General features: G+C 42.9%; 13 protein-coding genes and 1 riboswitch. Of the genes, 12 read left to right on the top strand and 1 reads right to left on the bottom strand.

The window, feature by feature from the left end:
* Positions 1-7: 7 nt before the first annotated feature.
* The 11 genes from C6Y03_RS16340 to C6Y03_RS16290 all read left to right on the top strand — a co-directional run bounded on the left by C6Y03_RS16340 (position 8) and on the right by C6Y03_RS16290 (position 11,880).
* Positions 8-412, top strand: coding sequence for a DUF350 domain-containing protein (locus tag C6Y03_RS16340; protein ID WP_007501637.1), 405 nt, complete (start codon positions 8-10; stop codon positions 410-412).
* A gap of 162 nt (positions 413-574) precedes the next feature.
* Entirely contained in the window at positions 575-1,030 is a 456-nt protein-coding gene (locus tag C6Y03_RS16335; RefSeq protein WP_106039635.1) for an immunity 63 family protein, read from the top strand.
* 101 nt (positions 1,031-1,131) lie between these two features.
* A complete protein-coding gene (locus C6Y03_RS16330) occupies positions 1,132-2,853 on the top strand; it encodes an AMP-binding protein (protein WP_106039634.1) in 1,722 nt (573 codons plus the stop codon).
* Positions 2,854-3,020: 167 nt separating this feature from the next.
* Positions 3,021-3,605 carry a fatty acid metabolism transcriptional regulator FadR gene (fadR, locus tag C6Y03_RS16325; RefSeq protein ID WP_003216590.1) on the top strand — a complete coding sequence of 195 codons (585 nt, stop codon included), beginning with the start codon at positions 3,021-3,023 and terminating at the stop codon, positions 3,603-3,605.
* A gap of 26 nt (positions 3,606-3,631) precedes the next feature.
* Positions 3,632-4,411 carry an enoyl-CoA hydratase gene (locus C6Y03_RS16320; protein WP_060596962.1) on the top strand — a complete coding sequence of 260 codons (780 nt, stop codon included), beginning with the start codon at positions 3,632-3,634 and terminating at the stop codon, positions 4,409-4,411.
* Positions 4,412-4,442: 31 nt separating this feature from the next.
* Positions 4,443-5,216 carry an electron transfer flavoprotein subunit beta/FixA family protein gene (locus C6Y03_RS16315; RefSeq protein WP_060596961.1) on the top strand — a complete coding sequence of 258 codons (774 nt, stop codon included), beginning with the start codon at positions 4,443-4,445 and terminating at the stop codon, positions 5,214-5,216.
* 44 nt (positions 5,217-5,260) lie between these two features.
* Entirely contained in the window at positions 5,261-6,238 is a 978-nt protein-coding gene (locus C6Y03_RS16310; protein WP_034661772.1) for an electron transfer flavoprotein subunit alpha/FixB family protein, read from the top strand.
* Between the two features lie 75 nt (positions 6,239-6,313).
* Positions 6,314-7,792 (top strand): alpha-N-arabinofuranosidase, encoded by a 1,479-nt coding sequence (locus C6Y03_RS16305; RefSeq protein ID WP_106039633.1) that lies wholly within the window; start codon positions 6,314-6,316, stop codon positions 7,790-7,792.
* A 245-nt stretch (positions 7,793-8,037) separates the two neighbouring features.
* A complete protein-coding gene (gene trxA / locus C6Y03_RS16300; protein ID WP_007501629.1) occupies positions 8,038-8,352 on the top strand; it encodes a thioredoxin in 315 nt (104 codons plus the stop codon).
* Between the two features lie 139 nt (positions 8,353-8,491).
* The gene (uvrC, locus tag C6Y03_RS16295) at positions 8,492-10,264 is read left to right on the top strand and encodes an excinuclease ABC subunit UvrC (protein ID WP_060596958.1); all 1,773 of its coding nucleotides are present in this window, start codon (positions 8,492-8,494) and stop codon (positions 10,262-10,264) included.
* Between the two features lie 62 nt (positions 10,265-10,326).
* A riboswitch (Lysine riboswitch) is annotated at positions 10,327-10,504 on the top strand.
* Between the two features lie 140 nt (positions 10,505-10,644).
* Positions 10,645-11,880, top strand: a complete 1,236-nt coding sequence (locus C6Y03_RS16290; RefSeq protein ID WP_106039632.1) for an aspartate kinase — start codon at positions 10,645-10,647, stop codon at positions 11,878-11,880.
* A 163-nt stretch (positions 11,881-12,043) separates the two neighbouring features.
* Here C6Y03_RS16290 and C6Y03_RS16285 read toward each other — a convergent pair whose 3' ends face one another.
* Positions 12,044-12,487 carry a YslB family protein gene (locus C6Y03_RS16285; RefSeq protein ID WP_034661763.1) on the bottom strand — a complete coding sequence of 148 codons (444 nt, stop codon included), beginning with the start codon at positions 12,485-12,487 and terminating at the stop codon, positions 12,044-12,046.
* A gap of 280 nt (positions 12,488-12,767) precedes the next feature.
* On the opposite strand from C6Y03_RS16285, the gene C6Y03_RS16280 reads away from it, so the two are divergent.
* Positions 12,768-13,376: a succinate dehydrogenase cytochrome b558 subunit gene (locus C6Y03_RS16280; protein WP_047945318.1), complete on the top strand. Its 609-nt coding sequence runs from the start codon at positions 12,768-12,770 to the stop codon at positions 13,374-13,376.
* Positions 13,377-13,409 lie beyond the last annotated feature (33 nt).

The following is a 13,409-nucleotide window of genomic DNA, read 5'->3' as shown; positions in this document are numbered from 1 at the left end:
AAAACGCATGAAAGCCTTTTGGGAAAATGAACTTGTGGAAATTGCCGCCTATTACAGCGTGGCCGTCCTATGTCTCGTCTTATTTCTAACCATTTTTGAACTCGTCACCTCCTATAAAAACTGGGAAGAGATCCAGCGGGGGAACTTAGCTGTTGCTATGGCAACAGGCGGGAAGATCTTTGGGATTGCGAATGTGTTTCAGCATTCCATCGCACAGCACAATTCCCTTCTTCAAATGGTTGGATGGGGCGTATACGGCTTTGTGATGCTGCTTGTCAGCTATTTCATTTTTGAATTTTTAACACCGCGATTTAAAGTAGACAAAGAGATTGAAAATGATAATAGAGCGGTCGGGTTTATTTCACTCATCATTTCAGTTGGGCTGTCTTACGTAGTAGCAGCCGGCATTTAAGGAGACGACATGGAAAAGCTAGCAAAAGTATTAATCGTAGTTGCCTGCACTTTTGCGGTCATTGGTGCCGTTTATCTGTTCCTGTGAAATGAAGAAAACAACGTTAGAGAGCTGTCAGGGAACCCCTTGGCAGCTTTTATCTCATCAAAGGCGGCGAATGACATGAAGCACATTCTGCAAAAAGACGAACTGATCAAGCGTATTGATACATGTCTTCAAATGACATCCCTTCCAAGAGACATATATGAACCGTATATTGCACGTCCATTTCAAACGTCAGGACTTTTTGATGATTTGAGTCCCTATATTCAGATCGTTTCAAGTGGTTATATCCTCATTCAATATGAACGAGGGATGAAAATGCTGCATAAAAGAACAAAAGTGGCGGATGAAGTCATTTACTGGATTTTAGAAGACATCATTTTTCTCACGGTTTACATTGACATGATGAGGAAGCATCAAGTCGACAACATCCAGACGCATTTACCGAATGACCCTAGTATCCATCAACAGATCGTGGAAAGAGTCAACGAGTCATTTCGTGCAATCGGCGGTTTATATGAACAGTGGCATCATGAAGGAAAAAGAGCCTCTATAGAAACACCGGCGAAAAAGTAAACGTGTGCAATTGAACCAAGCTCTATTAGAAAAAAGCAAACTGTCCTAAGGAAAAGTTTGCTATAATAAAATAGTACGAAAGTTCAGGAAGGAGGGTTTTTATGCAGTCAGATAAACGTTGGCTTCTGCATTACCCGAATCAAATTCCCCACGAACTCACCATCCCAAATGAAACATTACAATCTTACTTATTCAGCTCCGCAGAGGCTGCACCTGAGCATACAGCCATTCATTTTCTAGGAAAGAACATCACCTATGAACAGCTGCAAAAAGACGTATTGAAACTAGCCAGTCATCTGATGAAAATTGGCGTAAAAAAAGGCGACAGAGTAGCGATCATGCTGCCGAACTGCCCTCAATCGGTCATTTCTTATTATGCTGTTTTAATAGCAGGCGGCATCGTTGTTCAAACAAACCCGCTTTATACGGAGAAAGAACTGGAATATCAAATGGAGGACAGCGGCGCCAAAGTGCTGATCACGCTAGATCTGTTGTATCCAAAGGCTTATAAAATGAAAGCGCTGACAAGTGTGGAACACTTAATCATTACCAAACTACAAGATTATTTACCATTCCCGAAAAACATACTGTTTCCTATTGTGCAAAGAAGAAAAAATAAAATGGTCATCCAAGTGGAGAAAAATGACACCATTCATCACTTCTCGCAGATCACGAAAGAATCGGCAGGTGAACAGCAAATTCCCGCACTTGCCTTTGAGCCGAAAGAGGATGTCGCTGTTTTGCAATATACAGGCGGAACGACCGGTTTACCAAAAGGGGTCATGCTCACACATGAAAATATTTTAGCGAATACTGAAATGTGCGCTTCCTGGATGTACAAAACGACCAGGGGGAAAGAACGCATCCTTGGCATCATTCCGTTTTTTCATGTATACGGAATGACGACCGTCTTAAACCTTGCTGTCAAAGAAGGGCATCAATTGATTCTTCTTCCACGCTTTGATGTCGCAGATACCCTCAAAACCATTGAAAAACAGAAACCGACGCTATTTCCAGGCGCACCAACAATGTATATCGCCTTGCTGCATCATCCGAACATTGAAAAGTATGACCTGTCGTCCATCACTGCATGTCTAAGCGGCTCAGCGGCACTTCCTGTAGAAGTCAAACAAAGCTTTGAAAAATTAACAGGAGGACGCTTAGTGGAAGGGTATGGTCTTTCAGAAACCTCACCCGTCACCCATGCTAACTTTTTATGGGGAGCGAACAAAACAGGCAGCATTGGGTGTCCGTGGCCTAATACAGATGCCGGTATTTATTGCGAGGAAACTGGAGGCCTCAAAGAACCATATGAGCATGGAGAAATCATCGTCAAAGGGCCGCAGATCATGAAGGGATACTGGAATCAGCCAGACGAGACAGAGGCTGTATTACGAGATGGCTGGCTTTTCACCGGAGATATAGGGTATATGGATGAGGACGGTTTTTTCTATATCGTCGACCGGAAAAAAGATGTCATCATTGCGAGCGGATATAATATTTACCCAAGAGAGGTCGAAGAAGCCCTTTATGAGCATGAGCTTGTACAAGAAGTCGTCGTCGCAGGTATTCCAGATCCGTACAGAGGAGAAACAGTGAAAGCATTTATTGTGCCGAAAAAGGATGCCTACTTAACAGAGGACGAACTTGATCGCTTTGTCAGGACGAGAATTGCCTCATTTAAAGTACCGCGCGTGTATGAATTTAAAGAATCACTGCCTAAAACAGCCGTCGGGAAGATTTTGCGCAGAGTATTAATTGAAGAAGAAAAAAGAAAGCACGCTTCTTCATCTGAAACGCCTGCCGATCAATCTAAGACATAACGGTCTGCATCATCCGGTCCATCGGCCGGATGATTTGAATGATGACCGTCTGCTCTGGTATGCTAAAGGTGGAAAAAAAGAAGAAGATGACTTGACAAATCACCCGTTTCTTTTTAACATGAAGTTATGAATGAATACTCATTCAATTTAGAAAGGGACGAAGCACATTGAAGCAGAAAAGACCGAAGTACATGCAAATTATTGATGCAGCAGTTGTGGTGATTGCAGAGAACGGCTATCATCAATCACAAGTTTCAAAGATTGCGAAACAAGCAGGGGTAGCAGACGGAACCATTTATCTTTATTTCAAAAATAAAGAGGATATTTTGATCTCATTGTTCAAAGAAAAAATGGGACAATTCATAGAACGGATGGAAACAGATATTCAAAAGAAACCGTCGGCGAAAGAAAAGCTTTTACTGCTCATTGAGGAGCATTTTCGTATGCTTGCGCAAAATCATCATTTGGCTCTTGTGACACAGCTCGAACTCAGGCAGTCAAACCTTGAGCTGCGGCAAAAAATCAATGAGGTGCTGAAAGGGTATTTAAATATGCTCGAGTCGATTTTAGCAGAAGGAAAGAAAACAGGAGAATTTAGACAAAATCTAGATGTCCGCTTAGCGAGACAAATGGTATTTGGGACGATTGATGAGACCGCTACAACATGGGTCATGAATGATCAAAAATATGATCTTCCTGCACTCGCAGAAAACGTACGTGATCTACTCTTAAACGGAATACATCAATCTTAAAGACATTTTGAAAAAGGATGATTGACATGGAAAAGATACTCACCTTACATCATGAAGGACAGACAGCACTTATTACGATTCAGCATCCACCAGCAAACGCCTTATCTTCTCAGCTGCTCACCGAGCTAAATGACATGTTTGACCAGCTCGAACAAAATGAAGAAGTAAGAGCCATTGTGATCCACGGAGAAGGTAGATTTTTCTCAGCAGGTGCTGATATTAAGGAATTTACGACGTTACAGGAAGAGTCTGACTATTCAAGCCTTGCAGACAGAGGGCAGCAGGTCTTTGAACGGATTGAGCAATGTCCAAAACCAGTCATTGCCTCGATTCACGGAGCTGCATTAGGCGGGGGCCTTGAGCTTGCAATGTCTTGTGATATCCGAATCGCAACAAAAGATGCGAAGCTTGGACTGCCGGAACTAAACCTCGGCATCATTCCAGGATTCGGCGGCACGCAGCGCCTGCCGCGCTATGTTGGTTCGGCTAAAGCTCTGGAAATGATGGGTACAGCTGAACCGATTACAGGTGAAGAAGCATTCGCCTGCGGACTTGTTTCAAAGCTGGCAGAAACAGAGGAAGAGGCGCTTGAAGAAGCCAAAACACTTGCGGCAAAATTTGCAACGAAAAGCCCAAAATCACTCGAGTATGTGCTGGATTTATTGAACGCAACAAAATTGTATTCATATGATGGCGGAATGAAACTGGAAGCCAAAAAGTTCGGTGAGATTTTCCAATCGAATGATGCCAAAGAAGGTATCCAAGCCTTTATCGAAAAGCGCAAACCGAATTTTAAAGGGGAATAAGGGATTAGAACGACACAAGGGGGAGAAATGGATGAATATATTTGTTTTGATGAAGCGTACGTTTGACACGGAAGAGAAGATTTCCATTCAGTCTGGTGCAATTCAAGAAGATGGAGCAGAGTTCATTATTAATCCTTATGACGAGTACGCCATAGAAGAAGCCATCCAGCTTCGTGACGAGCACGGGGGAGAAGTGACCGTTGTGACAGTTGGCAGTGAGGATGCGGAGAAGCAGCTGAGAACAGCGCTCGCTATGGGCTGCGATCAAGCCGTTTTATTAAATGTGGAAGACGACTTAGAAGAGTGGGATCAATATTCAGCTTCTACGATTCTTTACCACTATTTAAAAGACAAAGAGGCTTCCTTAATTTTAGCAGGGAATGTGGCAATTGACGGGGGCTCTGGACAGGTTGCCCCGCGTCTTGCTGAATTACTTGGCTTTTCATATGTCACAACGATTACAAGTATTCAAATTGACGGAGGCTCTGCTTCGATTGAACGAGATGCGGAAGGTGACGTGGAAGTAATTTCTGCCGAGCTCCCGCTTGTCGTCACTGCCCAGCAAGGACTCAATGAGCCTCGCTATCCATCATTACCAGGCATTATGAAGGCAAAGAAAAAGCCTTTAGAAGAAGTGGAACTTGATGATTTAGATCTTGATGAAGACGATGTGCCATATAAAATCAAAACAATTGAACGTTTCTTACCGGAGAAAAAAGAGGGTGGCAAGGTGCTCAGCGGTGAGCTTCAGGATCAAGTCAAAGAACTGACAGATCTACTAAGAAACGAAGCAAAGGTCATCTAACTATCCGCTTTACGATATCACGAGAACAAGGGGGAACTTGAAAGATGAGTAAAAAAGTTGTTGTACTTGGAGAAAGTCGTGACGGTAAATTAAGAAATGTGACATTTGAAGCCATTGCTGCCGCTCATCAAGTGGCAGATGGCGGTGAAGTCATTGGCGTGTTAATAGGGGATGACGTCAAAGACCAAGCGGATGAACTGCTTTACTATGGAGCGGATCATGTCATGATTGTGGAGCATCCGCACCTTTCATACTATACATCAGATGGTTTTGCGCAGGCGCTTCAAGCGATATTAGATCAGGTTGACCCAGATGCCGTACTCTTTGGCCATACGTCTATCGGAAAAGACTTGTCGCCGAAAATAGCTGCACGCTTGCAGACTGGCCTAATTTCAGATGCGATTGATGTAAGCGTTACCGGAGAACACCTCGTTTTCACTAGACCGATTTACTCTGGTAAAGCCTTCGAAAAAGTGATTTCAACAGATCGTCTGCTTTTGGCGACCATACGGCCAAACAACGTGGCACCTCTTGAGCGGGATGCCTCACGAAGCGGAGAAATTACACCGGTTTCTGTCGATATTCAGAACCTGCGAACGATTGTGAAGGAAGTCATTAAAAAAACGTCAGAAGGTGTAGATTTATCTGAAGCAAAGGTCATCGTCGCCGGGGGACGCGGGGTCAAGAGCAAGGAAGGGTTTGAACCACTGAATGAACTCGCCGAAACGCTGGGCGCAGCAGTCGGTGCCTCGCGTGGCGCCTGTGATGCAGACTACTGTGATTATGCCCTGCAAATTGGGCAAACAGGTAAGGTCGTCACACCTGATCTCTATATTGCGTGCGGGATATCAGGGGCGATTCAGCATTTAGCCGGAATGTCTAACAGTAAAGTCATTGTGGCGATTAACAAAGACCCAGAAGCCGAGATCTTCAAAATTGCCGATTATGGAATCGTCGGTGATTTGTTTGAAGTGGTACCGCTTTTGAATGAAGAGTTAAAAAAGATGAATATCCACTCGTAACGCTCATACACTCAGAATGCCTAGGTATTCTGGGTTTTTTTGTATGTAATCAATAAACAAAGGAGCGGTTGACAAGTGAAGGGGACAGTAAAAGTCAATGACGTGATCGGACGTATTTCTAAACACATTTATGGACACTTTCAAGAGCATTTAGGAAGAGGGATTTATGACGGGATTTGGGTAGGAAAAGATTCATCGATTGATCATATTGAGGGGATTCGTACGGATGTGCTAAAGGCTCTTCAAGCATTACATATTCCGGTGCTTAGGTGGCCAGGCGGCTGCTTCGCAGACGAGTATCATTGGGCAAATGGTGTAGGTGATCTCAGTGAACGAAAACCGATGGTGAACACTCATTGGGGCGGCACGGTTGAATCCAATGCATTTGGTACGCATGAATTTATGAAATTGTGTGAGCTGCTTGAATGTGAGCCTTATATTTGCGGGAATGTGGGAAGCGGGTCTGTTCAAGAATTAGCAGAATGGGTCGAGTATATTACATTTCCAAAGGGAACACCTATGTCTGATTGGCGTATTCAAAATGGAAAACAAGAACCTTGGAAGCTGACCTATGTTGGTGTAGGCAATGAAAGCTGGGGCTGCGGCGGGAATATGACGCCTGAATACTATGCTGATTTATATAAACGTTATCAAACGTATGTGAGAGAGTTTGCGGGTCAGACGATATACAAAATCGCGTGCGGCGCAAATTCAAATGACGTGAATTGGACAAAAGTATTAATGGAGCGGGCCGCACCTTGGATGGATGGACTCAGTTTGCATTACTACACTGTACCCGGTACATGGGAGAAAAAAGGGTCAGCGACTGAATTTGATGAGGATAAATGGTTTATCACGTTGAAAAAAGCCTATGAGATGGAACGGCTTGTCGTGGATCATGGAGAGATCATGGATCGTTATGATCCAGACAAGCGAATCGGGATGATTATTGATGAATGGGGAACATGGTATGACCCAGAGCCAGGGACAAATCCTGGGTTTTTGTATCAGCAGAACACACTAAGAGACGCCCTTGTTTGTGCTCTGCATTTTCATATATTTCATCGTCATTGCCAGCGGATTCATATGGCGAATATTGCCCAGACGGTCAATGTTCTGCAAGCAATGGTGTTAACGGAAGACGAAAAGATGCTCCTAACGCCTACGTATCATGTGTTTCACATGTTTCAAGTGCATCAAGAGGAAGAAGCACTTGAAGTGGAGTTTGTGTCAACGCCTTATGAACGCAGAGGAGAAAAAATACCTCAGGTTAGTGTGTCAGCTTCGCGTTCGTCAGATAAGATGCATATTAGCTTCTGTCACCTGAATCCGCATGAACAAAACGAAGTATCCCTTGCCATTGAAGGTTTGGATGTTCAAACGAAAGTCACGGGCCGCGTGCTGACAGCGGACCGCATGAATGCGCACAACACATTTGACGATCCTCATGCTGTCCAGCCAGCAGAGTTTCAGCAATTTGCTGTAAAACCCGGTGAATTGACCATAGATCTGCCGCCAATGTCGGTGGTGATGATCACGGTCGATCTGGCTTGATCGCATATTTAGATGTTTGATGAGCAGGATGTTGGGGCATCATACATTGTAAATGAAGCGGAAAGGGAGTTATTTATATGCTTAGAACGATTCTCATGATTATCGGTGCAATTGTTGTCATTGGTGCGATTGTACGGTTTGTTTTTTAATTCATTTCATAAAAAATGATTCGTAAGCATTTCATTCGCAAGTCACATTGGTAGATGCTATACTAAAAAGCATAATTTACATTGGAGGAATGAATAATGGCAATCGTAAAAGCGACTGACGCAACATTTTCACAAGAAACTGCAGAAGGTGTTGTTCTTGCGGACTTTTGGGCACCATGGTGCGGACCATGTAAAATGATTGCTCCAGTTCTTGAAGAACTTGATCAAGAAATGGGCGACAAAATGAAAATTGTAAAAATTGATGTAGACGATAACCAAGAAACTGCTGGTAAATACGGCGTGATGAGTATCCCAACACTTCTTGTTTTAAAAGACGGTGAAGTGGTAGAAACATCTGTTGGTTTCAAACCAAAAGAAGCACTTGCTGAACTTGTCAACAAACATCTATAAACCTGTCTATGCCCGAGTGGCATACTCACTGAAGCGGTTCTCGTAAAGACGAGAGCCGCTTTTCTTTCAACATGGTATAAAACAAATGTTCGTGATACACTAGAAGGAGTGAAAGAGGAAAACAAGGACGGATGAAAATATGAACAAACTGATCAAAGAAAAGCTATCGGTCTTGCCAGATCAACCAGGCTGCTACTTAATGAAAGATCGACAAAATACAGTCATTTATGTGGGAAAGGCAAAGGTCTTAAAAAATAGAGTGCGCTCTTATTTCACGGGATCTCATGACGCCAAAACGCAGCGGCTTGTCAGTGAAATTGAGGACTTTGAATACATTGTCACCTCTTCTAATATCGAGGCACTCATTTTAGAGCTAAATTTAATCAAAAAATACGACCCAAAATACAACGTCATGCTTAAGGATGACAAAACGTATCCTTTTATTAAAATTACGAATGAACGGCATCCTAAGCTGATCGTCACCCGCAATGTGAAAAAGGACAAAGGGAAATATTTCGGACCATACCCGAACGTACAAGCAGCCAGAGAAACGAAGAAGCTGCTCGACCGTTTATATCCACTGAGAAAATGTGCAACCCTTCCTGATCGCGTCTGTCTATATTATCATCTTGGACAATGTCTCGCGCCGTGCGTATATGACATTTCTCAAGAAACGAATAAGCAGCTCGTGGACGAAATCACAAGGTTTCTAAACGGAGGGCATCAGCAAATCAAAAAAGAACTAAACGAAAAGATGCAGGAAGCCGCCGAACAATTAGAGTTTGAACGGGCAAAAGAACTGAGAGACCAAATCGCTTACATCGACTCAACGATGGAAAAGCAGAAAATGACGATGAGCGATTTATCAGATCGAGATGTCTTTGCATATGCCTATGACAAGGGCTGGATGTGTGTCCAGGTCTTCTTCATCAGGCAGGGGAAATTGATTGAACGCGATGTCAGCCTATTTCCTATGTATCAAGACCCTGAGGAAGAGTTCCTCACGTTTATGGGGCAATTTTATGCAAAGAACAATCACTTTCTGCCGAAGGAAATTTTGGTGCCAGACAGCGTAGATCAAGAGATGATTGAACAATTGCTCGAGACGAACGTTCATCAGCCGAAAAAAGGAAAGAAAAAGGATTTGCTTTTACTTGCCCATCAAAATGCCAAAATCGCCTTAAAAGAAAAATTTTCGCTCATTGAGCGTGATGAAGAGCGGTCCATTGGTGCGGTGAAGCAGCTTGGGGATGCACTAAATATTTATATGCCGTACCGGATTGAAGCATTTGATAACTCGAATATTCAAGGTGCAGACCCGGTTTCTGCCATGGTCGTCTTTCAGGACGGGAAGCCGTATAAAAAGGAATACCGAAAATACAAAATTAAAACCGTCACAGGGCCAGATGATTATGCATCTATGCGTGAAGTCATTAGAAGGCGATATACCCGCGTGTTAAAGGATGAGCTGCCGCTGCCAGATTTAATTTTAATTGACGGAGGAAAGGGACAGATCAATGCAGCGATAGATGTGCTTGAAAATGAATTGAATCTGTCTGTCCCAGTGGCAGGTCTAGTGAAAGATGAAAAGCACCGGACTTCGAATCTGATGATAGGAGATACACTGGAAATTGTTGCGCTGGAGCGGAATAGCCAGGCCTTCTATTTATTGCAGCGCATTCAAGATGAAGTGCACCGGTTCGCTATTAGCTTTCACAGGCAGCTGCGCGGAAAAAATGCATTTCAATCTATTTTAGACGATGTGCCAGGTATCGGAGAAAAGCGTAAAAAACAGCTTCTTAAACATTTTGGCTCTGTGAAAAAGATGAAAGAAGCCTCTATCCAAGACTTTCAGGAGGCTGGCATCCCGAAACAGACGGCCGAACTTTTAATGGAAGCATTAAAAAAATAGATTGTACTTTTTCCGAAAGTCTGTTAAGATTGTGACTAATTTAATAAATGAACGTGTTGTTTGTTGAAGATAGAGGTGCGAACTTCAAGAGTAAGCCTTCAGAGATCGATGGGATCTAGGAAGAGGGCTGAAAGGGGAGCGTCGCCGAAGTGAATAAAATCCACTCATTTTATTCGCTGGCTGTACATTGAAGAAATGTAGGGCTGTCAAGAATTTATTTCTTGGAGGGCTATCTCATTGTTTGCATCGTTTAATGATGATTTTAAAGCAATGGGAGATCTGTTCTCTCATTGCTTTTTTATTTGCAGTGAGCAGGCAGTCTCCAAAGCCGCTTCTTGCCTCTTCTCTCACACGTGATCTTTTGAAAAAGGGTGGTAGACATGGGACTAATTGTACAAAAATTTGGCGGAACGTCCGTTGGATCAACAGAAAAAATTCGCAATGCCGCAGAGAGAGTCATCGCTGAACGCGAGGCCGGATTTGATGTGGTTGTGGTTGTGTCGGCAATGGGCAAATCTACGGATGTTCTAGTAGACCTAGCGAAAGAACTCACAGATCATCCAAGCAAAAGAGAAATGGATATGCTGCTCGCAACTGGAGAGCAAGTGACCATTTCCTTATTAACGATGGCGCTGCAAGCAAAAGGCTATGATGCCATTTCCTTTACAGGCTGGCAGGCTGGTATGAAAACAGAGCAAGTACATGGTAACGCAAGAATCGTGGATATTGATGAATCAAGAATAAAAGAGGAATTAAGTGCGGGAAAAGTCGTTGTTGTAGCTGGCTTCCAAGGAATTGCAGATGACTTACATATCACAACACTTGGACGCGGTGGATCAGATACGACGGCTGTGGCACTTGCTGCCGCATTAAAGGCTGATAAATGTGATATTTACACAGATGTACCAGGAGTGTTTACGACAGATCCGCGTTATGTACCATCCGCGCGGAAACTTGCAGGTATTTCATACGATGAGATGCTCGAACTGGCTAATTTAGGAGCTGGCGTCTTGCATCCGAGAGCTGTTGAATTTGCAAAAAATTATCAAGTCCCACTAGAAGTCCGTTCTAGTATTGAAAATGAATCGGGTACGTTAATTGAGGAGGAATCATCCATGGAACAAAATTTAGTCGTCAGAGGCATTGCATTTGAGGATCAGATTACACGCGTGACGGTGTGCGGTCTTTCAAGCGGTCTCACCACATTGTCGACCATCTTTACGACGCTTGCGAAGCAAAATATCAATGTCGATATCATCATTCAGTCCGTCACAAGCACCAATCAGACGTCCATCTCTTTCTCTGTGAAAACGGATGATTTGTCCAAAACAGTTGAAGTATTAGAAGAGTATAAAGGAGCGCTTGGCTACGAACAGATCGAGACAGAAAGTAAATTAGCCAAAGTATCTATCGTTGGATCTGGTATGGTTTCAAATCCAGGCGTAGCCGCTGAAATGTTCGCTGTGTTAGCGGAAAAAGACATACAAGTGAAAATGGTCAGTACGTCTGAAATCAAAGTCTCAACAGTCGTTGGCCGTGACGATATGGTCAAAGCAGTAGAAGCACTGCATGATGCGTTTGATTTATCAAAGGTGAGTGCAGCTGCTCACTCTTAAAAAGGCAGGGAGGTGTATCTCATGAAAGAGTGCACCTCTTTTTTAATGGAAAGCGCCGCATACCAGAAAGGAAAACGTGCGTAAACCCATTCACTAAGTATGCTATGATAGAAGAAGACTACAAAAAGGCGTGACCTGAAGTCCGCGCCTTTCATAAAGAGTGTTAGCTAGGGTCTCTTAAATCCCATTTAACGGTTAAAATGACTTTATCAGCACGCTTTTTCACTTGTTCATAAGATTCAGCCACGTGCTCGTTGAGAAGCTGGATTTGTTCAGCAATAAAACCTGCTTCCATCTGAAAGCATGGCTCCTTTTGATAGGTGATTCGATTTGATACAAGTGGACCTTCGAGCTCAAACTCAATTTCCTGTTTTTTCGAATGGACCATCGTGAGCGTTCCCCATCCGGCATCATGGAAAAATTCGGGGATCTTCTCCCATGACTCTTGAGGAAATTTACGAGCAAGCAGTTTACCCGCAAAATACATCATAGATGAATGATCCTGACCCAAAATATCAGGCAGCAGAACTTCGCGTATCAGCTCGTAGGCAAATCCATTGACTTCAATTTCTTTTAGCTGTTCTAAGTTAGATTCGAATTTATTCATTGTACGGCTCCCCTCTTTCAACAATTTATTATAGCTTATGTAAGCATATGATGACAGAGTTTTCCCTGAAGTCTAAGAAATTCTTATTGTAGTAAAACGAATTTTGATTTAAAACTTTTAAATTTCGGAAAATTTTAATTTATGTACGCGGTTTCTTGACGCTTTTTTGACATAGGAGTAAAATGAAATTGTCAATAAATTTGAATAAAGTGCTTACAATTGAAAGAAGCGGGGGTAAGACAATTTTCAGCAATTGCACTTTTTACTAGGGGGTAAAGTAATGTCGGGGAACAAAGAATTTTTTTATCGGAGATTGCATTCTTTGCTTGGCGTCATTCCGGTCGGTCTATTTTTAGTACAGCACTTAGTGATTAACCACTTTGCGACGAATGGACCAGAGGCGTTTAACAAAGCTGCACACTTTATGGAACAGCTTCCATTCAGATATGCACTTGAGCTGTTCGTGATTTTCTTACCACTGATCTATCATGCTGTTTATGGGGTGTACATAGCCTTTACGGCACAAAACAACACGTCTCGCTTCAGTTACTTAAGAAACTGGTTGTTCAGACTGCAAAGGATTTCAGGTATCATCACATTAATTTTTGTCACTTGGCACGTATGGGAAACACGAATTCAAGCTCAGCTTGGAGCTGAAGTGAACTATGACATGATGGCGAATATTTTAAGCTCTCCATTTATGCTAGGCTTCTATATTGTCGGCGTTTTATCTACTATTTTCCACTTTGCTAATGGCTTGTGGTCATTTGCTGTCAGCTGGGGAATTACTGTTTCACCACGCTCACAAAGAATCTCCACATATGTGACATTAGGTATATTTATAGCGCTTTCATATGTAGGGCTAAGAGCAATTTTCGCTTTTGTTTAAGAGGAAATAGATTAGTAGAAGAGGGAGAGGGGC

This window comes from Bacillus sp. LNXM65 (assembly GCF_002998575.1).
Classification (GTDB): domain Bacteria; phylum Bacillota; class Bacilli; order Bacillales; family Bacillaceae; genus Bacillus.
The sequence above is the reverse complement of the archived record's forward strand: the minus strand, read 5'-3'. Positions and strand labels throughout refer to the sequence as shown.